General features: G+C 74.0%; 22 protein-coding genes. 10 read left to right on the top strand and 12 right to left on the bottom strand.

Features of this window, described 5'->3' with window-relative positions; all coding sequences use genetic code 11:
* The first annotated feature begins 352 nt into the window (after positions 1-352).
* Together ACRB68_RS08060 and ACRB68_RS40465 are read left to right on the top strand one after the other, a co-directional pair.
* Positions 353-1,141 carry a hypothetical protein gene (locus ACRB68_RS08060; protein WP_153531466.1) on the top strand — a complete coding sequence of 263 codons (789 nt, stop codon included), beginning with the start codon at positions 353-355 and terminating at the stop codon, positions 1,139-1,141.
* Positions 1,138-2,970, top strand: coding sequence for a serine/threonine-protein kinase (locus ACRB68_RS40465; RefSeq protein WP_328593915.1), 1,833 nt, complete (start codon positions 1,138-1,140; stop codon positions 2,968-2,970). The genes ACRB68_RS08060 and ACRB68_RS40465 overlap by 4 nt, the downstream gene beginning before the upstream one ends.
* 86 nt (positions 2,971-3,056) lie before the next feature.
* Here ACRB68_RS40465 and ACRB68_RS08050 read toward each other — a convergent pair whose 3' ends face one another.
* The 10 genes from ACRB68_RS08050 to ACRB68_RS08005 all read right to left on the bottom strand — a co-directional run bounded on the left by ACRB68_RS08050 (position 3,057) and on the right by ACRB68_RS08005 (position 11,681).
* On the bottom strand, positions 3,057-3,344 hold the full coding sequence (locus ACRB68_RS08050) for a GlsB/YeaQ/YmgE family stress response membrane protein (RefSeq protein WP_235958783.1): 288 nt from the start codon (positions 3,342-3,344) through the stop codon (positions 3,057-3,059).
* Positions 3,345-3,457: 113 nt separating this feature from the next.
* Positions 3,458-3,694 carry a DUF3107 domain-containing protein gene (locus tag ACRB68_RS08045; RefSeq protein ID WP_328593914.1) on the bottom strand — a complete coding sequence of 79 codons (237 nt, stop codon included), beginning with the start codon at positions 3,692-3,694 and terminating at the stop codon, positions 3,458-3,460.
* Positions 3,695-3,816: 122 nt separating this feature from the next.
* The gene (locus tag ACRB68_RS08040) at positions 3,817-4,437 is read right to left on the bottom strand and encodes a TetR/AcrR family transcriptional regulator (RefSeq protein WP_328593913.1); all 621 of its coding nucleotides are present in this window, start codon (positions 4,435-4,437) and stop codon (positions 3,817-3,819) included.
* A 137-nt stretch (positions 4,438-4,574) separates the two neighbouring features.
* On the bottom strand, positions 4,575-4,760 hold the full coding sequence (locus tag ACRB68_RS08035) for a hypothetical protein (protein WP_153531464.1): 186 nt from the start codon (positions 4,758-4,760) through the stop codon (positions 4,575-4,577).
* A gap of 41 nt (positions 4,761-4,801) precedes the next feature.
* Positions 4,802-6,115, bottom strand: coding sequence for a dihydrolipoyl dehydrogenase family protein (locus ACRB68_RS08030; RefSeq protein WP_328593912.1), 1,314 nt, complete (start codon positions 6,113-6,115; stop codon positions 4,802-4,804).
* Positions 6,116-6,200: 85 nt separating this feature from the next.
* A complete protein-coding gene (ligD, locus tag ACRB68_RS08025; protein ID WP_328593911.1) occupies positions 6,201-7,121 on the bottom strand; it encodes a non-homologous end-joining DNA ligase in 921 nt (306 codons plus the stop codon).
* Positions 7,111-8,085, bottom strand: a complete 975-nt coding sequence (gene ligD, locus ACRB68_RS08020) for a non-homologous end-joining DNA ligase (RefSeq protein ID WP_153531463.1) — start codon at positions 8,083-8,085, stop codon at positions 7,111-7,113. Before ligD (ACRB68_RS08020) ends, ligD (ACRB68_RS08025) begins: the two co-directional genes overlap by 11 nt.
* Positions 8,086-8,163: 78 nt before the next feature.
* Positions 8,164-8,928: an SGNH/GDSL hydrolase family protein gene (locus ACRB68_RS08015; protein WP_207709598.1), complete on the bottom strand. Its 765-nt coding sequence runs from the start codon at positions 8,926-8,928 to the stop codon at positions 8,164-8,166.
* A gap of 107 nt (positions 8,929-9,035) precedes the next feature.
* The gene (locus ACRB68_RS08010) at positions 9,036-9,353 is read right to left on the bottom strand and encodes a hypothetical protein (protein ID WP_153531461.1); all 318 of its coding nucleotides are present in this window, start codon (positions 9,351-9,353) and stop codon (positions 9,036-9,038) included.
* Between the two features lie 144 nt (positions 9,354-9,497).
* Positions 9,498-11,681 (bottom strand): MMPL family transporter, encoded by a 2,184-nt coding sequence (locus ACRB68_RS08005; protein WP_153531460.1) that lies wholly within the window; start codon positions 11,679-11,681, stop codon positions 9,498-9,500.
* 179 nt (positions 11,682-11,860) lie between these two features.
* Here ACRB68_RS08005 and ACRB68_RS08000 point away from each other — a divergent pair, with 179 nt between their 5' ends.
* Positions 11,861-12,577, top strand: coding sequence for a TetR/AcrR family transcriptional regulator (locus ACRB68_RS08000; RefSeq protein WP_328593910.1), 717 nt, complete (start codon positions 11,861-11,863; stop codon positions 12,575-12,577).
* A 142-nt stretch (positions 12,578-12,719) separates the two neighbouring features.
* On the opposite strand, the gene moeZ is transcribed toward ACRB68_RS08000, so the two are convergent.
* Complete coding sequence (gene moeZ / locus ACRB68_RS07995; RefSeq protein WP_328593909.1) at positions 12,720-13,901, bottom strand: adenylyltransferase/sulfurtransferase MoeZ; 1,182 nt, start codon at positions 13,899-13,901, stop codon at positions 12,720-12,722.
* A 214-nt stretch (positions 13,902-14,115) separates the two neighbouring features.
* On the opposite strand from moeZ, the gene ACRB68_RS07990 reads away from it, so the two are divergent.
* The 7 genes from ACRB68_RS07990 (at position 14,116) to ACRB68_RS07960 (ending at position 19,101) form a co-directional block, all read left to right on the top strand.
* Positions 14,116-14,313 carry a hypothetical protein gene (locus tag ACRB68_RS07990; protein WP_153531458.1) on the top strand — a complete coding sequence of 66 codons (198 nt, stop codon included), beginning with the start codon at positions 14,116-14,118 and terminating at the stop codon, positions 14,311-14,313.
* A gap of 57 nt (positions 14,314-14,370) precedes the next feature.
* On the top strand, positions 14,371-14,565 hold the full coding sequence (locus ACRB68_RS07985) for a CsbD family protein (protein ID WP_153531457.1): 195 nt from the start codon (positions 14,371-14,373) through the stop codon (positions 14,563-14,565).
* A 114-nt stretch (positions 14,566-14,679) separates the two neighbouring features.
* On the top strand, positions 14,680-15,516 hold the full coding sequence (locus ACRB68_RS07980; protein ID WP_328593908.1) for a hypothetical protein: 837 nt from the start codon (positions 14,680-14,682) through the stop codon (positions 15,514-15,516).
* Positions 15,510-16,733 carry a S8 family serine peptidase gene (locus tag ACRB68_RS07975; protein WP_328593907.1) on the top strand — a complete coding sequence of 408 codons (1,224 nt, stop codon included), beginning with the start codon at positions 15,510-15,512 and terminating at the stop codon, positions 16,731-16,733. The genes ACRB68_RS07980 and ACRB68_RS07975 overlap by 7 nt, the downstream gene beginning before the upstream one ends.
* A 43-nt stretch (positions 16,734-16,776) precedes the next feature.
* Entirely contained in the window at positions 16,777-17,532 is a 756-nt protein-coding gene (locus ACRB68_RS07970) for a hypothetical protein (protein WP_194293209.1), read from the top strand.
* Entirely contained in the window at positions 17,526-18,713 is a 1,188-nt protein-coding gene (locus ACRB68_RS07965; RefSeq protein ID WP_328593906.1) for a S8 family serine peptidase, read from the top strand. Before ACRB68_RS07970 ends, ACRB68_RS07965 begins: the two co-directional genes overlap by 7 nt.
* A gap of 58 nt (positions 18,714-18,771) precedes the next feature.
* Positions 18,772-19,101, top strand: coding sequence for an MGMT family protein (locus tag ACRB68_RS07960; RefSeq protein WP_153532427.1), 330 nt, complete (start codon positions 18,772-18,774; stop codon positions 19,099-19,101).
* Here the strand turns inward: ACRB68_RS07960 and ACRB68_RS07955 are convergent.
* Entirely contained in the window at positions 19,093-19,896 is an 804-nt protein-coding gene (locus ACRB68_RS07955; RefSeq protein WP_153531456.1) for a polysaccharide deacetylase family protein, read from the bottom strand. The genes ACRB68_RS07960 and ACRB68_RS07955 overlap by 9 nt on opposite strands.
* Between the last annotated feature and the right edge of the window lie 174 nt (positions 19,897-20,070).

Genomic DNA, 20,070 nt, shown 5'->3' with positions numbered 1-20,070 from the left:
GCCGATCCGGTGGCCGCGCGCTCGCGCGGGAGGGACCAGCCGTCGATCAAAATTTCGGCGACCGCAGTCAGGGGTTGAAAGCAGTCACTCGCTGTGGCTGCGTGCGGTCACACTCCGCCACGCAGTGTACCGACCTTGGAATGACTACACCAATAGCCGATCACTGGTCCTAACGCTTCCCCCGTACCGGCTATTCCATGCGGTGCGGGCGGGTGTCCGCAAGCGGCCACAGTCGGCCACCGGCGGGTGTTGCGGGCGGGTCCGGACAGTGCCGAGCGCCGGGGCGGAGATCCTGACATTCTGTACTCCGCCACAATCGCGGCAGATCGGCTCGGCGAGAGGGACGGAACGTATGCGGGCGAGGTACACGGGCGTGCTGGCCATGGTGCTGGCGGCCGGGCTGGCGGGGTGCTCCTCGTCGGACGGCAAGTCCTCCGGCGGCGGACCGGCCAAGGGGCCGGTGGTCGCCACCGACAGTTCCGTGCACGCCGGCCAGCAGGTGGAGCTGAAGAACGCCGAGTACGTCAAGATCGCCGGGCTGGCCGACCAGGCCATGGCGCAGAAGCTGGACGCGGCGCTGCGCGGCCCGCTGGACTGGGCGGTGAAGTGGGCGGGCGCGACGCTGGAGCCCGAGCAGAAGAAGCAGTGCGGCGGCCGCAACAGCGTTATCCAGACCAAGGTGCGGATCGGGCTGCGCGGCGAGATCGTCTCGGCCACCAACGCGGTCCAGATGATCCCCTGCTACGAGGGCGAGGGGCAGCTGCCGACGATCCCGGTCGTGGTGGACACCAAGGCCGGCAAGGCGCTCACCGCCTCCGACATCCTCACCGACAAGGCGCTGGACAAGGACGGCCTGAAGGACCTGTTCGGCCGGCTGCAGGGCCCGAAGGAGGACTGGAAGGAGTGCGACCTCGGCGACCTGCAGCGCGGCGCGCTCTTCCCGGCCAAGGAGAACGGCGACCCGATCGAGTCGCCGCCGGCCGCCGGGCTCATGTTCACCCCGCAGGGCCTTGAGCTGATCTGGTCCACCACCGGCACCGACTGCAACAACTTCGTCTTCAGCGCCGGCTACGACAAGATCAAGGACCTGGTCCGGCCGGAGCTGTTCCCGCGGCTGCAGAGCGCCGCGGCCGTGAAGTGACCGCGGCGCCGCCCTGGCGGCTGCAGGGCTTCACCGAGGTCCGCGAGCTCGGCGCGGGCGCGCAGGGCCGGGTCGTCCTCGCCCGGCACGCCACCGCCGGCACCCCCGTGGCGATCAAGTACCTGTACCGGGGCGACCCGGCCGCGCTGGACCGGCTGCGCGCCGAGGCGGAGATGCTCGGCCGCGTCGGCGACCCGCACGTGGTGCGCCTGTTCCGGTTCGTGCGCGGCGAGCAGGGCGCGGCGCTGGTGATGGAGGCGGTCGACGGCGTCTCGCTGCGGGCCGTCCTGGACGAGCACGGCGCGCTCGCGCCGGAGGCCGCGCTGACCGTGCTGAAGGGCTCGCTGCTCGGCCTCGCCGCCGCGCACGCCGCCGGCGTGGTCCACCGCGACTACAAGCCCGCGAACGTGGTGGTGCGGGCCGACGGTCTCAGCAAGCTCATCGACTTCGGCATCGCGACGGTGACCGGCGCCGAGTCCAGGTCGGGCACGCCGTTCTACATGGCGCCCGAGCAGTGGGAGGGCGCGCCCGCCTCCCCGGCGACCGACGTGTACGCCGCGACGTGCGTGTTCTTCGAGTGCGTGACGGGCGGCCGGCCCTTCCAGGCGGCGAACCAGGCCGCGCTGATGAACCTGCACCTGACCGCGCCGCCGCCCGCGGACCGGCTACCGCCGCCGCTGCGGCCGCTGCTGGAGCGCGGCATGGCCAAGCGGGCCGAGGAGCGCCCGGCGGGCGCCGCCGAGTTCGCCCGCGAGCTGGAGGCCGCCGCGTCCGCCGCCTACGGCCCCGACTGGGAGCGCCGCGGACTGCAGCTCGCCGGCGCCGCGACGGTGGGGCTCGCCGCGCTGTTCCCGCTGCTGGCGGCCGGGCTCGCACCTGGCGGCGCCGTGGTGGGAGGCACTGCGGCGGGTGGCGCGGGGGCGGGCGCCGCGGTGGCCGGTGGCACGGCCGCCGCGGGCTCCGGGACGGCCGCCGCCGGGTCCGGCGCGGCCGCCGGGGGCGGGCTGCTCGCCGCGACCGGCGCGAAGGTCGCGATCGGGGTGGCTGCGGCCACCCTGGTGACGGCCGGTGGCGTCGGCGTCTACGCCGCGCAGGGCGACAAGCCCGCCGGACAGTCCAAGGCCGTCCCGCTGAACGCGAAGCTGGTGAACTTCCAGCAGGCGGGCGCGCCGGCGGTGCAGGAGCAGTACGTCACCGTGGAGGGGCGCCGCGATCCCGCGGTGCTGCGCCGGATCAACGCCGCGCTGCGCGCCCCCGCCGACCGCGCCATGGCCACCTACCGCAAGAACTACACCGGCCGCGACGATGTGTCGGCGGTCGCCACGACCACCGAGATCGGCCTGCACACCACCCGGCTGCTCTCGGTCTCCTCGGTCTACTCCGTCACGCCGAAGCCCGGCACCTTCGGCAACTGGGTGAAGAACTTCTTCAGCTACGGCGCGGTCACCGTGGACCTCGCCGACGGGAAGGCGCTCGGCCCGAGCGACGTCCTCGCGCCCGCCGCGCTGACGCCCGAGGGCGCCAACAGGCTGCGCGACCGCATCGCGGCCGCCGACCCGGAGAGCTGCCTGAACGAGGAGGAGACCACCCGGCCGGCGTTCCGGCCGCAGGACTTCCAGGGCGAGAACCCGAAGATCCAGATCACGCTGCGGCCCCGGGAGGCCCGCTTCATGATCAACATGTCCGCGCTCAACCCGGACGTGTCCATGGCCTGCCGGATGACCTCGACCGACGTGCCGGTGGACAGGATCGCCGACTTCCTGGCGCCCCGGGTCGTCGCCGAGATGCGGTCGGCCACGCCCTCGCCGTCCCCGTCGCCGACCGAGTGACCCCGGGCACGCGGAAGCCCCCGCGCGCTCTCGCAGCGGGGGCTTCCGGAGTGCACCGGCCGGGCCGGTGTGCACCGGCATCCCGGTCAGTAGTTGTGGTGGCGGGTGCGGCCGAAGCCGCGACGGCCGCCGCCGCGCGTCTGGTAGCCGGTGAGCGCGGCCACCGCGATCGCCGCGATCACGATGGCGAGGATGAAGGCGATCACCGAGCCCGCACCGATGGCGTGCGCCACGACACCGCCGAGGACGGCGCCGGCGATGCCGACCAGCACGGTGAGCAGGATGCCCATCGGGTTGCGGCCCGGGACCAGCAGCCGGGCGAGGGCGCCCACGATCGCGCCGACGACGATGAAGTAAAGAATCGTCAGGACCATTTCCGATCACCATTCCTATGCGCTTCGCGTGCCGCGTTCGCGTCACGATCCGTCGTACGGTGATCGATATGCCCGCTGTACCGGCCTAAAACAAAAAATTAGGAAAAGCCAGGTCAGGTGTACTGCGTGCCGCCGAAGCCGACGCTGCGCCCCTCGTCCTCGCCGATTTCCAGATAACCGATCCGGTCCGCCGGGATGACGACCCGGCCGCCCTTGGTGTCGTTCAGCACCAGGACGCCGCGCTCCTCGGCGAGCGCGTCGGTGACGGCCCGCTGCACCTCCTCGGCGCTCTGCCGGGTCTCCACGACCAGCTCCCTGGGCACGAACTGCACGCCGATCCGAACCTGCACGTGATGCTCCCTCAGTCGGCCGGCCCCGCCGGTCCGGCGGGACGTCTCCTCCGATGGTGCCATGCGGGCCCGGGGCATGGGCGCGCGGCGGCCCGGCCCGGGCCCGGCCGCCGCGCGGAATGTCAGCCGGTGCGCGGGAAGCCGGAGATGCCGCGCCAGGCCAGCCGGGCGATGATCTTCTCGGCGGTGTCCTTGGGGATGGCCCGGTGCTGCGACAGCCAGTAGCGGGCGCTCACCTCGGCCATGCCGACCAGGCCCATGCCGAGCAGGTGCGCCTCGTCCTCGGCCGCGCCGGTGTCCTCGGCGATCACCTGTGCGATCATCTCGGCGCACTGCTGGTTGGCGCGCTCGACGCGGGCCCGCACCGGGGCCACGTTGCGCAGGTCGGACTCGAACACCAGCCGGTACGCCTCGCCGTCGCCGGCGACGAAGTCGTAGAAGGCCTGCATGCTGGCCTGCACGCGCAGCTTGTTGTCGGTGGTCGAGCCGAGCGCGTCGCGCACCGCCTTCACCAGCGCCTCGGCGTGCTCGTCCAGCAGCGCCAGGTACAGCTCCAGCTTGCCGGGGAAGTGCTGATAGAGCACCGGCTTGCTGACACCTGCCCGTTCGGCGATCTCGTCCATCGCCGCGGCGTGATAGCCCTGGGCGACGAACACCTCCTGGGCCGCGCCGAGCAACTGCCTGCGGCGCGCCAGTCGCGGCAGCCTCGTGCCACGGGGGCGGGCGTCCGGGGTCGCGGTCACCACACACTCCGATCACCGATCAATGTGCGACGGAAGGGGGTCGCCGTCGCAGGAACCAATCCCACCATCCTACGCGCCGGTAACCTCGCAGGTCACCTCTATCGGGCGCGCCGGATCGCGATCCGGCGGCGGCCGCCCTACCGGTAGTCGTCCTCGTCCAGCTCGACGACCCGGCTCTGCTCGGCCGCGTCCGCCTCGTTCGCGTCGAAGGGGACCTCGCCCGAGCCCTCCACCGCCGTCTGCTCCTCGTCGTCCAGCAGCGGCGCGTTCTGCTCCAGCGCGTCCGCCTCGGGGGCGTCCAGCGGGCTCTCGGTCTCGCTCATCCGGTGTTCCTCCTGTAGGCAGCGTGTCCCGGCGTGAGGTCTCAGAGCCGCCCGGCCAGTTCCCGCAGCGGCGCCTCGATCGCCTCGCCGAACGTCGGGAACGCGTGCACCACGTCGGTGAGCAGGCTGAGCGGCGTCTCGGCGCGGATGGCCAGGGTGACCTCACTCATCCATTCCTCAGCGTAGAGCCCGGCCGCGGCGGCGCCGACGAGCACACCCCGGGACCGGTCGGCGTACAGCTCCACCCGGCCCCGTTCGTCGGCCTCCACCACCGCGCGGGCGGTCGCGGCCAGGTCGTACCCGGCGGTGAGGAGATCGATGCCCAGTTCGGCCGCCTGGATCGGGGAGATCCCGGCCGCGTAGACGGCCGGGGAGGTGTGCACGACACGCGGGACGGCCCGGTAGTCGGCCTCACGGTGCTTGCCGAGCACGTTGTCGACGACGACGCGGGCCTGGTAGCGGGCGGCGTGCGCGGTGCGGGCGATGCCGGTCACGTCGCCGCACGCCCACACCCCGTCGGTGACCCGGCAGGTCTCGTCGACCGGCAGGCCGTGCCCGGGCGTCACCGCGACGCCGAGGTTCTCCACCCCGTAGCCCTGCACGCGCGGCACCCGGCCGGCCGCGATGAGGATCCGGTCGGCCTCCAGCCGGCCGCCGTCCGACAGCCACACCAGCAGCCCGCCGGCGGCGCGTTCGACCCGGGCCGGCTCGGCGCCGAGCCGCAGGTCCACGCCCATGCGGCGGAGCGCGCCCGCCAGTACCTCGCCGGCGAACGGCGCCTCGGCGGCCAGCAGCCGCCCCGACGCCTCCACCACCGTCACCTGCGTCCCGAACGAGGCGTACACCTGCGCCATCTCGCAGCCGACCGGGCCGCCGCCGAGCACGACCAGGCGGCGCGGCAGCACCGGCAGCGACAGCGCCTCGTCGCTGGTCCAGGTCGGCACGCCCGCCAGGCCGTCGACGCCCGGTACCACCGGTTCGCTGCCGGTGCTGATGACCAGGTCGCCGAAGCCGATCTCGGCGCCGTCGACCTCCATCCGGCCCGGCCCGAGCAGGTGCCCCCGGCCGCGCAGCACGGTGACGCCGGCCTCGGTCAGCCGCGCCGCCGCGCGGTCGTCGGCCAGGTGGCCGGTGACGTGGTCGCGGCGGGCGACGGCCAGGTCCCAGCGCTCCCCGCGCCGCGCCGACAGCAGCAGCGACTTGGACGGGACGCAGGCGAAGTACGCCGATTCCCCGCCGACCAGCCGGTTCTCCACGAGCGCGACGTCGCGCCCGGACCGGGACAGCTCGACGGCCGCGAGCCCGCCCGCGGTCCCCCCGCCCAGCACCATGACGTCGTAGTGATCCTGCGGCACTTGATCCCCCACTCACAGACCTCGCTGTGTCCCCGCCCCCAACATGGTGACGGAAAACGGTGGCGGAGAGTGCCGATTCGGATACTTAGGGCTGCGGAGGGGACTTTGAGGGCAGCGGCGCCGCGTCCTTCAGCAGCGGGGCGAACAGGTCGCCGTGCTCGTCGACCCGGGCCAGCGCCTCGGTGGGACCGAAGGCCAGGTCGGACGGCCGGCGGGCGCCCGTCAGCTCCTCCCAGGTGACCGGCGTGGACACCGACGGCCGCTCCGATCCGCGCAGCGAGTAGGGCGCGACGGTCGTCTTGGCCGGGTTGTTCTGGCTCCAGTCCACCAGCACCTTGCCCTTGCGCAGGCTGCGCTCCATCGTGGAGACGACCAGGCCGCCGTGCTCGGCGGCGAGGCGTTCGGCAGCGGCCCTGGCGTACTCCTCGGTCCGGCCGGTCGGCTCGACGGGCACGTACAGGTGCAGGCCCTTCTTGCCGCTGGTCTTCGGGTAGGCGGTCAGCCCGTCGGCGGCCAGCAGGTCGCGCAGCAGCCCGGCGACCTCGATCGCCTCCATGAGCGTGGCGGGCGCGCCGGGGTCCAGGTCGAACACCATCAGGCCGGGATCGTGCACGCCGCCGCGCGGCCCGACCGTCCACTGCGGGACGTGCAGCTCCAGCGCGGCGAGGTTGGCGCACCACACCAGCGTCGGCAGGTCGTCGACCACCACGAAGTCCAGGGCGTCGCGGCCGCGCGAGCTGCCCGGCGTCGCGAGCGTGACGGTGCGGACCCAGTCCGGGGTGTGGGACGGGGCGTTCTTCTCGAAGAAGGAGCCGCCGCCGACCCCGTCGGGGAAGCGGATGCGGGTCGCCGGGCGGTCCCGCAGGTGCGGCAGCATCACCGGCGCGATCCGCGTGTAGTAGTCGATGACCTGCTCTTTGGTGAACCCCGGGTACAGCTCCTTGCCGGGGTTGGACAGGGCCAGCTCCCGGCCCTCGATCCGCACCTTGGTCTTCTCAGGGGTCACGGACGACCTCCGTCGGGTCCTTGTCGTCGCACAGTCCCCGCCAGACCGGGAAGCGCAGCCTGCCGTCCCGGCCGCGGACGCTGTAGGCCACCTCCCCGACCAGGCGCGGCTCAACCCACTGCGCGTCGTGCTCCAGGTCGTGCGGCACCGGTTCGTCGTAGGGGGAGGTGAGGCGGCGCAGCGGCCACAGCATCGCGTACAGGTCGTCCAGGGCGCGGTCGGTGAACCCGGTCTCGACGTGCCCGGCGAAGCAGAGCCGGCCCTTGTCGTCGTACTCGCCGAGCAGCAGCGACCCGACGCCGCCCTCGCGGCGGCCGAGCCCGGGCCGCCAGCCGCAGACGACCACCTCGCAGGTGTGGAAGTTGCGGACCTTGCGCCAGTTCCCGCTCCGCACGCCCGGCAGGTAGGGGGAGTCCAGGCGCTTGGCCAGCAGGCCCTCCATCCGCTGCTCGCGGGTGAACTCCAGCAGCTCGGTGACCTGCGCGGTGTCGCTGCCGTCCAGGTACGGGGGGACCTCCACCGGGCCGGTCGCGGCGAGGTCCAGGCCGGCCAGCAGCGCCCGGCGCTCGGCGTAGGGCAGGTCGTAGAGCAGGTCGCCGTCCAGGAACAGCAGGTCGAAGACCACGTAGCGGACGGGCACCTCGCGGACCAGGCGGGCGCTCGGGCGGGCGACGTGCATCCGGCGCTGCAGCCGCTCGAAGCTCGGCCGGCCCTCCTGGAAGGCGACGACCTCGCCGTCCAGGACCACGTCGTGATGAGGGAGCAGGTCGGCGAGCCCGGACAGCTCGGGGTAGTGCCCCGACAGCTCGCCCGGCCGGCGCCCGGACGCCCGGACGCCGTCGGCCGAGACGTAGGTCAGCACGCGCATACCGTCCCACTTGAGCTCAAGGCCCCAGTGCTCGCCGTCCACCGGCAGGTCCCCGGCGACGGCCATCATCGGCTCGATCGGCCACGGCATGGTCATACCGCCGTCCTACCCCCCACGGGCATCCCACAAAAAGGGGTCTTTCTCGTCAGGCGGGGGCAAAGGCGAGCGGGACGGCTACTTCCCGACAGGGGACAGGCCGGGGCGCTTGGCGGTGACCAGGTCGCCCGAGGAGCGTCCGCGCAGGCGGCGGCCGATCCAGGGGGCCAGGTAGCCGCGCGCCCAGCGGGCGTCGAACAGCAGCCGGGCGCCGCGGCTCAGCGCGGGCAGCGGCGCCAGCTCGGGCTCGCGCCAGTCGCCGGCGTCCTGGACGCCGAGCGACTCCAGCATGGCCAGGGCGACACGGCGGTGCCCCTCGGGCGACATGTGCAGGCGGTCGATGCTCCAGCACCTCCAGTCGCGCAGCACGTCCATCGACCACTGGTCGACGATGTGCGCGCCGTGCCGGACGGCGGTGGCGCGCAGCAGCTCGTTGAACAGCGCGACGCGGCCGCGGGTGCGCCGGATCACCGCCGAGCCGGCCGGGTCGACGCCGGTGAACAGCACCACGTCGGCGCCGGCCGCGCGCAGCCGGGCGACGCCCTCGTCCATCCGGGCGGCGAGCACGTCGACGTCGGTGCCGGGGCGCAGAAGGTCGTTGCCGCCGCCCGACACCGACACCAGGTCGGGCTTCAGCGCGAGCGCCGCGGGCAGCTGGACGTCCAGGATCTGGTCGAGCAGCTTGCCGCGGACAGCGAGGTTGGCGTAGCCGAACCCCTCGGCGCGGGTGCTCAGGGCCTCGGCGGCGCGGTCGGCCCATCCGCGCGGGGTGCCGTCGGGATGCAGGTCCCCGATGCCCTCGGTGAAGGAGTCCCCGATCGCTGCATAACGCGTCCAAACCATGGACGCCATGCTATTTGACCTGCGCGAAGACCCGGCCCGGGGGTAGCCTCCGGGCATGGGTTCGCGGCGGCGCGGGCCCTCCGCGCCGCGCCGCCGCGAAGCGTGTGCTAGCCGTCCCGGCGGGTCGCCAGCACGCGCCCGAGCAGCGCCGCGGCGCGGGCCGGCTCGGTGCACGGGGCGATCCGCTCGCCCCAGCCGTAGTAGTAGGCCCAGCCGTCCCCGGTGCCTGCGGACGGCGAGCTCTCGGGCGCGGCGATGACGGTCTCGTTGAGGCCGGTCAGCTCGGAATTGGCCACCAGCGCCGTCGGGCGGCGGTCGGCCGGAGCGGCCACCTCCACCAGCAGGCCGAGCGAGCGCAGCTCGGCGGTCAGGCGCTCCAGGTGCCCGAGCGCCACCTCCGCATCGGTGATCACCTGCGTGGACATCACGCCTCCTGGACATGCCGTACGGCAAGAGGACAAAGACGCGTCCCGGGCAGGAACGGCGCGGCTTCCGCCGGCGCGGCCCGGGACGCGTCCAGTCTTCCGGCACGGTGTTACAGATCACAACCCGAATGCGTAATGTCGCGGTCAGGGTGTAGAAGAAACCGGCTCCGGCCGGGCGCGGCGCGCTGGCGCCTCCTCCTCGCGGATGCCGTAGCGGCGGTAGACGCGCGCCAGCGGGCCCGGCGCCCACCAGTTGGCGCGGCCGAGCAGCCGCATCGTGGCCGGCACCAGCAGCGCCCGCACGACGGTGGCGTCCACCGCGATCGCGATGACCATGCCGACGCCGACCAGCTTGATGAAGGAGATGCCGGAGGTGGCGAACGCCCCGATCACCACGACGAACAGCAGCGCGGCGCTGGTGATGACGCCGCCGGTGCGCTGCAGGCCGGTGGCGACGGCGGCGGTGTTGTCGCCGGTCAGGTCGTACTGCTCGCGGACCCGCGACAGCAGGAACACCTCGTAGTCCATGGAGATCCCGAACAGCATCGCCAGCATCAGGATCGGCATGGTCGGGTCGATCGAGCCGGTGGCGGTGAAGTCCAGCAGGCCGGACAGGTGGCCGTCCTGGAAGACCACCACGATCGCGCCGAACGTCGCCGACAGCGACAGCAGGTTCATCAGCACCGCCTTCAGCGGCAGCACCACCGACCCGAAGGCCAGGAACAGCAGCACGAAGGTGGCGCCGCCGACGGTGAGGGCCAGCCATGGCAGCGCCGCGGCGAGGCTGTCCAGCAGGTCCACCACGCGGGCGGGCGAGCCGCCGACCAGGGCGGTGCCGCCGGGCGGGGGCGCGACGGCGCGGACCTTGCCGACCAGCGCGCGCGCCTCGTCGGAGTGCGGGGCGGGGGAGTAGGCGAGGGCGAGGCGGGTGGTGGCCCCCTTGGCGCCCGTCACGGTCGCGCCGGTGACGCCGGGCAGCGCGTCCAGCCGGGCGGCGTAGGCCTTGACGGCGGCCTGGTCGGCGGTGCCGGTGACCACGACCTCGATCGGGTCGGTGACGTTGCCGGGGAAGTCCGAACGCAGCGCCTCGGTGACGACCCGCGCGTCGGTTCCCTTCGGCAGCGCCTCGGCGTCCACGCCGCCCCAGTTGATGCGCAGGAACGGGGCGCCGAGCGCCAGCAGCAGCGCCACGGTGGCGACGGTGTAGACGACCGGGCGGCGCATGACGCTGTGCGCGAGCCGGTACCACCAGCCGCCCTCGCGGGCAGCGGCCGGCGCGGTCTCGGCGCGGCGGCCCCGCACCCGCAGCGCGTTGACGCGCGGGCCGAGCACCGCCAGCAGCGCGGGCAGCACGGTGAGGGCGCCGAGCATGCAGACGAACACGGTCGCGACGCCGCCGTAGCCCATCGAGCGCAGGAAGTTCTGGTCGAACAGCAGCAGCCCGGCGAGCGAGACCGCGACGGTGATCCCCGAGACCGCGACGGTGCGGCCGGCCGTGGCCACCGTGGCGGCCAGCGCGTCCTCGGTGGAGGCGCCGTCGCGGGCCAGCTCCTCGCGGAACCGGCCGACCATGAACAGCCCGTAGTCGATGGCCAGGCCGAGGCCGAGGAAGGTGGTGATGTTGATCGCGAAGATCGACACGTCGGTGGCGTAGGTGAGCAGGTGCAGCGCGGTGAACGAGCCGAGGATCGCCAGGCCGCCGACCACCAGCGGCAGCGACGCGGAGACCAGGCCGCCGAAGATGAGCACCAGCAGGACCAGCAGCACCGGCATGGCCATCGCCTCGGCGCGGCCGATGTCGGCGCTCACCCGGTCGTTGATCGCGGTCTCGGTGCCGATCCGGCCGCCGATCTTGACGGTCAGCCCGGCGCCGGCCCGGGCGAGGCCGTCCTTGACGTCCTGGTAGAGGTCGGCGCGGGCGGCGTCGTCCGCGCCCGCCAGGCTGAGCACCGCGTAGGTGGCGGTGCGGTCGGCGCTGACGAACTGCGGGGCGCCGGTCGTCCAGTAGGTGCGCGTCGCGGCGGCCTTGCCGGGCGGCAGCGCGGCGAGCGAGGTCTGCACCGCCTGCCGGTAGGCCGGGTCGTCGACCTTGCGCCCGTCGGTGCTGCGGTAGAGCACGACGAGGTCGGCCTGGTCGCGGCCGAGGTCGCGCGCGGCGGTGCGGGCGGCCCGGTCGCTTTCGCTGCCCGGTGTGTCGAAGCCGCCGCCCGAGGTCAGCGCGCCGAACACGCCGGTGCCCCACACGGCCGCGACGACGAGGAACGCGGCGGCGAGCAGCAGTACCGGCCGCCGCCGCCGGTACATCAGGTGTCCCCAGCTTTCGAACATCGCCTCTCCCACGCGCTGTGATGGGCGATCACGTTCGTGAACGCCGTAAACTTGCTTACGGCGTTAACGTTGCATACGGCGCTAGCTTCCGTCAATGCCGTTCTTGCGGAATCATGCGGAGACGGCGGGTGAGGGTCCCGGACACGGGGAGGAAGAAGGCGGCTCGGATGGAGAGACCGGTGGAATCACGGCGGGAGCGGCTGCGCGCCGCCACGATCAGGGAGATCGCCCAGACCGCCCGGGAGCTCCTGGTGGCGGAGGGGGCGGACGCGGTGTCGCTGCGCGCCATCGCCCGCCGGATGGGGATGACCGCGCCCGGCCTGTACCGCTACTTCGGCAGCCACGAGGAGCTGCTGCGGCACCTGGTCGGTGAGATCTACATCGAGCTCGTCGGCGAGCTGGAGGCCGGGATCGCCGCGGCCGGCGACATGAGCGGCAAGTTCCTCGCCTCGGCGCGGGTGTTCCGGCGCTGGGCGCTCGCCCACCCGCCCGAGTACGCGCTGGTGTTCGGCGCGCCGCTGCCCGGCCTCGGCGACGACGGGCGGCAGGACTTCGCCGAGGAGTGCGGCCGCAGGTTCGGCGGGACGTTCCTGTCGCTGTTCCTGGACCTGTGGCGCAAGCAGCCGTTCCCCGTCCCGGACGACGAGGACATCGACCCCTCCCTGCGCGAGCAGCTGCGCTCCTACCGCGACGAGGTGCTGGAGGTGGGGTTGCCCCTCGGGGTGATCCAGCGCTTCCTGGAGTGCTGGGTCCGGCTCGGCGGCTCCATCAGCCTGGAGGTGTTCAAGCACCTGGAGTTCTCGCTGAGCGACGCCGAGCCGCTGTTCGAGCTGACGCTGAAGGACCTCGCCCGGCTGATCGGCATCACCTACACGCCGCCCGCGCCGCGGTCCTGAGCGGGGCCCGCCGAAAAGGACGTGGGGCGAGGGTGGTGTCCACTCCTCGCCCCACGACATCGTCAGGGGAGGTCATCGCCCCGACGCCGGTCTTCGTGCCCTGGCGGGCACCGGGTGAAACGGGCCCGTGCGGGCAGGCGCGTCAGTAGGTCGGCTGGCTCGGGTCGATCTGCTTGACCCAGGCCAGCACGCCGCCGCCGACGTGCACCGCGTCGCCGAAGCCCGCCTGCTTCACCACCGCGAGCGCCTCGGCCGAGCGGACGCCCGACTTGCAGTGCAGGACGATCTTGCGGTCCTGCGGCAGCCGCTCCAGCGCCGAGCCGTTCAGGAACTCGCCCTTGGGGATCAGCGTGGCACCCGGGATCGAGACGATCTCGTACTCGTTGGGCTCGCGGACGTCGACCAGGAAGATCTCCTCGCCCTTGTCCTGCATCGCCTTCAGGTCCTGCACCGAGATGGTGGAGTCCTTGGCCGCCTCGGTGGCCTCGGCCGACACCGCGCCGCAGAACGCCTCGTAGTCCTCCAGCAGCTCGGTCTGCGTCGGGTTCTCCCCGCACAGCGGGCAGTCGGGGTCCTTGCGGACCTTGACCTGGCGGTAGCTCATCTCCAGGGCGTCGTAGACCATCAGCCGGCCGACCAGCGGCTCGCCGATGCCGGCGATCAGCTTGATGGCCTCGTTCACCTGGATGGAGCCGATGGAGGCGCACAGCACGCCGAGCACGCCGCCCTCGGCGCACGAGGGCACCATGCCGGGCGGCGGGGGCTCGGGGTACAGGCAGCGGTAGCACGGGCCGTGCTCGGCCCAGAACACGCTGGCCTGGCCGTCGAAGCGGTAGATCGAGCCCCACACGTACGGCTTGCCGAGCAGCACGGCCGCGTCGTTGACCATGTAGCGGGTGGCGAAGTTGTCGGTGCCGTCCACGATCAGGTCGTACTGGGAGAAGATCTCGGTCACGTTGTCGCGGTCGAGCGCGACGTTGTGCACCACCACGTCGATCAGCGGGTTGATCTCGCGGACCGTGGCGGCGGCCGACTCGGCCTTCGGCAGGCCGAGGGTGGACTGCCGGTGGATGATCTGGCGCTGCAGGTTGGACTCGTCGACGACGTCGAAGTCGATGACGCCGAGCGTGCCGACACCCGCCGCGGCCAGGTACATCAGGGCCGGGGAGCCGAGGCCGCCCGCGCCCACACAGAGGACCTTGGCGTTCTTCAGTCGCTTCTGCCCGGCCATCCCGACGTCGGGGATGATCAGGTGCCGCGAGTAACGATTGACCTCGTCACGGGTGAGCTCCGCTGCGGGCTCGACCAGAGGTGGCAACGACACGGTGGGTGCTCCTGTGCTGCGCTCGGCTGATTCGGGGTATCAGGGGGTGCTGGCGGGACTCCGTCGTCCTGTCACGGGTCAACCTTGCCATGCCGCCCGGCATTCCCCGAACCCCGTCTCACCGGCTGAACGCGCACGTCAGGGCGGGTACGTGCATGAACGGGGGAAACGGGGGAACCGTCCGCTCGCTGAACCGAGCGGAGAGGTGAGGGTCATGGGGCTGCTGGACCGGTACGCACGGGCACGGGCGGGGCGCCGGACGGCCGTTCGCGAGCGGCGCCGCACGCCGAGCTTCCGGGAGATGCGCGCGCGGCTGCGGACCGAGAAGGCCGAGGCGAAGCTGCTGGAGACCGAGGTCCGCATCCACGAGGAGGCGGCGAAGATCCGGCGCGACATCAGGACCGGTGCATAGATCGCCTTAGGGCGGGCATCCCGCCTGCCGTACGGCCATCGTACGAAGGAAGGGACCATGGGTTTCCTCGACAAGCTGAAGAACAAGGCGCAGCAGGCCAAGGGCCGGGGCAAGGAAGAGGCCGGCTACCAGACCGGCGACCCCTACCTGGAGGCCGAGGGCCGCAAGGACCGGGTGTCCGGCGGTGCCAAGCAGGTCGGTGAGCGGTTGAAGGACGCCGGCAAGGAGGCCAAGCGGACCTTCGAGCGGTGATCCGCCGCATTCGCGAGCAGACCAGGAAAGGGCCCCCGGTGCGGGGGCCCTTTTCCGTACAGGCCCCTTACCTGGCGGGCGGATCGTGACAAAGCACAGCTAATCTTGACGGTTGTGGCGTCCTGGCCTGTTCCACCTCAGCCTCCGGTCCCGCCGCCCGCGCCGGGCGGCCGGTTCCCCGGACCTCCCGCGCGGCCCACGGTGCTCGGCCTGCACGCCCGCCAGTGGATGGTCGTGGCGATCCTCCTCGGCGTGTGCTTCTCGGCGCTGAGCGGCGGCGCCCTCACCGTGGCCTGGGCCGCGCTGACCCGGCCCCCCACCAACGCCGAACTGCAGCGCGCCGCCGACGCCGAGGTGGCCCGCCGCTGGCGCACCTGGCCCGCCGGGCGGATCTTCCCCGAACGGCTCGCCTACGCCCTGCCCGGCGGCCGCACCGAGTACGCCGCCCGCGTCGGCGTGCTCCCCGACACCTCCTGCGCGGGCGCCGCCGACGACCAGGTCGGCGAGGTGCTGCGCAGGCACGGCTGCCGCGCGGCGCTGCGCGCCACCTACACCGACCAGCTGCAGGGCGTCGTGGTCACCGTCGGCGTGGTCGCCTTCCCCGACGCCTGGAAGGCCGACGCGGCGCTGAAGGAGATGCCGCCCTCCTCCGCCCCCGACGCCGACCGGCCCGTGCCGGTGACGCCCGCGCTGCACGCCGTCGCCTTCCCCGGCACCGCGTCCGCGCGGTTCACCGACGCCGCCCGCCAGCAGCGCTTCGCCGGCCGCGCCGGGCCCTACGTGGTGCTGACCGCGGCCGGCCAGGCCGACGGCCGCCCCGCCGCCGCGGTCACCAAGCGGCGGCCCGGGTCGCCGTTCGCGCTGGCGCCGCAGCTGGCCGAGGAGGTCGCCCGGCCGCTGGCGACCCGGCCGCTGCCCGACTGCGCGGCGAAGAAGGAGTGGCAGTGCTAGCCGCCACGGGGCCGAGGCTCCGCCGCGCCGCCGCCGGGCTCGCCGCCGCCGCCCTCGCCGGGACGGTCCTGGCCCCCGCGCCCGCCCGCGCCGACGAGGTCCGCGACCGGCAGGAACCCATCCTGAAGCTGCTGGAGACCGACGGCGCCTGGAAGATCACCCGCGGCGCGGGCGTCACCGTCGCCGTCGTCGACTCCGGCGTGGACGCGACCCAGGCCGACCTGACCGGCTCGGTCACCACCGGCCCCAACATGCTCGCCGAGGTCGACGCCGGCACCCGGGGCGTCCGCCGGCACGGCACCGGCATGGCCTCGATCATCGCCGGGCACGGCCACGGCCCCGGCGGCGGCGCCGGGATCATCGGGATCGCGCCGCAGGCCCGCGTCCTGGCGATCCGCGCGATCGGCGAGCCCGAGGACGCCAGCTACGGCCGCTACCGGGTCTCCGACGGCGCGGACGACGCCGTCGCCCGCGGCATCCGCTACGCCGCCGACCACGGCGCCGACGTGATCAACCTGTCCCTCGGCAAGTACGAGGAGGCCCCCGAGGAGCGCGCCGCCATCGGCTACGCCATCGGCAAGGGCGTCGTGGTGGTGTCGGCCGTCGGCAACGACGGCGACAAGCAGCGCAGGCTCGACGAGGACGGCTTCGCGCCCTACTCCTACCCCGCGTCCTACCCCGGCGTCATCGCGGTCGCCGCGACCGACCCCGACCACGCCCGCGCCGGGTTCTCCAACCGCAACTACTCGGTGGTGATCTCCGCGCCGGGCGCCGGGCTGCCGGTCGCCGGGCCCGGCCGCAGGTACTACCTCAGCGACGGCACCAGCGACGCCAGCGCCGTGGTGTCGGGCATCGCCGCGCTGATCCGGTCCCGGCACCCCAAGATGCCGCCCGCGCTCGTCGCGCAGGCGCTCATCGCCGGCAGCCGCAACGACGGCGGCAAGTACGAGGTCGGCACCGGGTTCGGCGAGGTCAGCGCGTTCCGCGCGCTGAGCGCCGCGGGCCGGCTCACCGCGGCCAGGCCCGGCGGCACCGGCGGCAAGGCGGCCGGCGAGCGGTTCGGCGACGGCAGCCCCGGCCCGGTCGCGGTCGTGCCGCACCCCGCCTGGTTCCGGCCGCTGATCGCGGCGGTCACCGCGGGCGGCGTCATCGGCGCCGGCGCCGCGCTGGTCATCGCGGTGGCGCTGGCCCGCCGCGCGCCGCGCCGCCCGGACTGATCCGCGCGCCCCACCGGCGTCCCCGGTCGGTTACTCTCCCGTCGTGTCGCGCGCCGAGATCCGTCCCCCCGAGGCCGACGACGAGCCGGACCCCGCGCGGCGCGGGGGACGCGCCGTGGTCGCGCTCGTCGCCGCCGCGGGCTGCGCCGCCGTGCTGGTGGCGGCCGGGGCGCGGCTGGCCGGCGAGCTCACCCGCGACCCCACGCCCGCCGAGGTCGCCGCCGCCGGCACAGCCGAGATCGCCGCCCGCTACCGCACCTGGCCCGCCGGGCGGATCTTCCCCGAGCGGATCGGCTACACCCTGGACCTCGGCCCGGCCGAGACGGCGCGGCGGGTCGGCATCGACCCCGGCGCGGGCTGCGCCGACGGCGTCGACCCGCGGCTCGGCGCGACCCTGACCGCGCGCCGCTGCCGCGCGGTGCTGCGGGCCGGCTACCTGGACCAGCTGCAGGGCCTCGCCGTCACCGTCGGCGTCGTCGCCTTCCCCGACGAGGCCCGCGCCCGCGAGGCCGCGCACTGGTTCGCCGCCGGGCCGCCCGGCCCCGGGCTGCGCGCGCTGTCGTTCCCCGGGTCGGTCACCGCCCGGTTCGGCGACGCGGCCCGGCAGGCGTCGGCGGTCCGCCAGCACGGTCCGTACGTGGTCGCGGCGACCGTCGGGTACGCCGACGGGCGGCCCGCCGTCCGCGCTCGCCGCCAGGAGGACCTGGCGGCGCTCGGCCCGCAGCTCGCCGAGGCGGTGCTGCGCCCGCTCACCAGGCCCGCCGCGGTCCGCTGCGGCACCCCGGAGTGGTCGTGCTGACCCGCGCCGCCGCGGCCGCCGCCGCGCTGGCGCTCGCCCTGCCGACCCTCCTGCCGCCGGCGCCGCCCGCGCGCGCCGACCAGGTCCGCGACGCGGTGACGCCCGTGCTGGACTCGCTGAACGTGCCGCGCGCCTGGTCGCTCAGCCGGGGCCGCGGCGTGACGGTCGCGGTGCTGGACTCCGGCGTCGACGACACCCAGGCCGACCTGGCCGGCTCGGTCACCGTCGGCCCCGACTACACCGCGGGCGCCAACCCGCCCGGCACCGAGCCCAAGCGGCTGCACGGCACCAACATGGCCTCGATCATCGCCGGGCACGGCCACGGCCCCGGCGCCGCGGACGGCATGATCGGCGTCGCGCCCGAGGCGCGGCTGCTGTCGCTGCGGGTGATCCTGGAGCGCGACGAACCCGGCTTCGCCGCCTTCGGCGGCGACCGCCGCTACGAGGGCACGATCGCGCAGGGCATCCGCTACGCCGTCGACCACGGCGCCGACGTGATCAACCTGTCGCTCGGCCGCTCCTACCCGACCCGCGACGAGCGCCAGGCCGTCGCGTACGCGATCGGCCGCGGCGTCGTGGTGGTCGCCGCCGCCGGGAACGGCGGCGCGGAGCGCTCGGCCAGGCGCGGCGGGCACGCCGAGTTCACCTATCCGGCGTCGTTCCCCGGCGTCATCTCGGTCGCCGCCGTCGACGCGGCGGGCCGCCACGCCGGGTTCTCCAACCGCAACTCCGCCGTGGTGGTGTCGGCGCCGGGCGTGCAGATCATCGGCGCGGGGCCGGGCAGCCGGTACTGGATCGGCGACGGCACCAGCCCCGCCACCGCGTTCGTGTCCGGGGTGGCCGCGCTGATCCGGTCCCGGCATCCCAAGATGGCGCCCGCGCTCGTCGCGCAGGCCCTCGTCGCGGGGCCGCAGCAGCGCCCGGCGCGCGGCTACGACCTCGGCGTCGGGTTCGGGCGGGTGGACGCGCTGTCGGCGCTGACGGAGTCCGACCGGATCGCGGGCTTCCGCGCGGACGGGATGGGGCTGGCGGGCGACCGGCGGTTCGGTGCGGACGACGAGGGGCCGATCCGGGTCGTCCACCACCCGAGCGGCCCGATCCTGGCGTACGTGGTCACGGGCGCGCTGGCCCTGGTCGGGCTGGTGGGGTCCCTGATGTACGCGGCCCGCAACCGCGACTGAGCCGGGTGGCTCGCGTTCCGTCGTAGGGACGCGCCAGAATCGGCGGATGAACCGGGGGATGCCGTCGGAGCCTGACGAGTACGCCGAGCTGGTGCTGGACACCGTCGAGCGGATCCCGCCCGGCCGGGTGCTCGCCTACGGCGACATCGCCGAGCTGGTCGGGCAGGGCGGGCCGCGCCAGGTCGGGCGGGTGATGTCGCTGTTCGGCGGCGGCGTCCCGTGGTGGCGGGTGGTGCGCGCCGACGGCGGGCCGCCGTCCGGGCACGAGGTCCGGGCGCTGGAGGAGTACCGCGTCGAGGGCACCCCGCTGCGCCCGGACGGCCGCCGCGTCGACATGCGCCGGGCGCGGTGGTGGCCGGACGAGGAGCCGGGCGGCCCGTCAGAGTGAGACGAACTTCAGCCCGCGTGCCTTGAGGGCGGGCAGCACACGGTCCAGCGCCAGGAGCGTCTGGGCGCGGTCGCCGCCGCCGTCGTGGCAGAGCAGGATGGCGCCGGGCGCGGCGGCCAGCATGGCGCGCTCGATGTGCGCGGTGCCGGGCCGCGCCCAGTCGCGCGGGTCGATGTCCCAGTCGATCGGGGTCATCCCCTGCTCGGCGCACAGCTGGAGGGTGTAGGGGTTCCAGGCGCCGCCGGGGGAGCGGAAGTAGCGCGGCGCGAACCCGGTGGCCTCCTCGATCCGCACCCGCGCCTCGGTGATCTCGGCGTGGATGCGTTCGCGGCCGATCGCGGTGAACGGCGTCGGGTGGTTCATGGTGTGGTTGGAGATCTGGTGCCCGGCCGCGACGATCCGCTCGACGATCTTCGGCTGCTCCTTCACCTGGACGCCGATGAGCGAGAACGTCGCCTTGACGTCGTGCTTGGCCAGCAGGTCGAGCATGCGGGGCGTCCACTCGGGGTGCGGCCCGTCGTCGATGGTGAGCGCGACCGCGTTCGGCGGCGGCGGAGGCTGGAACTCGCGCAGGGTGTGCACGGGGGTGGCCGTGGTCTGCAGCCGCGCCTGCGTCCAGCCGGGCGGCGGCGCAGTCTTCGGCTTGGGGTGGGCCAGGGACGCGTGCCGGGCGGTGGCGGCACCGGAGCCGGAGCGTCCGCCGTACCGGTCCTCGAGCGCGATCCCGGCGCCCAGTGTCGCCGCCCCGGTGAACCCGGCCGCCGTGATGACGCCGAGGAACCGGCGCCGGCTCATTCCCGGGTGCTCGTTCGGGTCCGTCGCTCCCACCGTCCTTCGGCCGTCCCTGCGGAACGTGATCCGCATTCCCTACGAGCGGCGCGGCAAAGCCCGGGTTCGGCCGGCCGGTGCGATTGTGGGGTAAGTCACTCTTCACGCGAACGGCCCGTCCCCGTTGCCGCGGCGTTCACT

Source organism: Actinomadura macrotermitis, from assembly GCF_009604375.1.
GTDB classification, from domain to species: domain Bacteria; phylum Actinomycetota; class Actinomycetes; order Streptosporangiales; family Streptosporangiaceae; genus Spirillospora; species Spirillospora macrotermitis.
This window is presented reverse-complemented; position numbering and strand designations above follow the sequence as displayed.

Bases quoted from the DNA above. Each gene is read 5' to 3' on its own strand.
- ACRB68_RS08060 (WP_153531466.1), top strand. From the start codon at position 353: ATGCGGGCGAGGTACACGGGCGTGCTGGCCATGGTGCTGGCGGCCGGG.
- ACRB68_RS08050 (WP_235958783.1), bottom strand. From the start codon at position 3,344: ATGGTCCTGACGATTCTTTACTTCATCGTCGTCGGCGCGATCGTGGGC.
- ACRB68_RS08035 (WP_153531464.1), bottom strand. From the start codon at position 4,760: ATGAGCGAGACCGAGAGCCCGCTGGACGCCCCCGAGGCGGACGCGCTG.
- ligD (WP_153531463.1), bottom strand. From the start codon at position 8,085: ATGACCATGCCGTGGCCGATCGAGCCGATGATGGCCGTCGCCGGGGAC.
- ACRB68_RS08015 (WP_207709598.1), bottom strand. From the start codon at position 8,928: ATGGTTTGGACGCGTTATGCAGCGATCGGGGACTCCTTCACCGAGGGC.
- ACRB68_RS08010 (WP_153531461.1), bottom strand. From the start codon at position 9,353: ATGTCCACGCAGGTGATCACCGATGCGGAGGTGGCGCTCGGGCACCTG.
- ACRB68_RS08005 (WP_153531460.1), bottom strand. From the start codon at position 11,681: ATGTTCGAAAGCTGGGGACACCTGATGTACCGGCGGCGGCGGCCGGTA.
- ACRB68_RS07990 (WP_153531458.1), top strand. From the start codon at position 14,116: ATGGGGCTGCTGGACCGGTACGCACGGGCACGGGCGGGGCGCCGGACG.
- ACRB68_RS07985 (WP_153531457.1), top strand. From the start codon at position 14,371: ATGGGTTTCCTCGACAAGCTGAAGAACAAGGCGCAGCAGGCCAAGGGC.
- ACRB68_RS07960 (WP_153532427.1), top strand. From the start codon at position 18,772: ATGCCGTCGGAGCCTGACGAGTACGCCGAGCTGGTGCTGGACACCGTC.
- ACRB68_RS07955 (WP_153531456.1), bottom strand. From the start codon at position 19,896: ATGAGCCGGCGCCGGTTCCTCGGCGTCATCACGGCGGCCGGGTTCACC.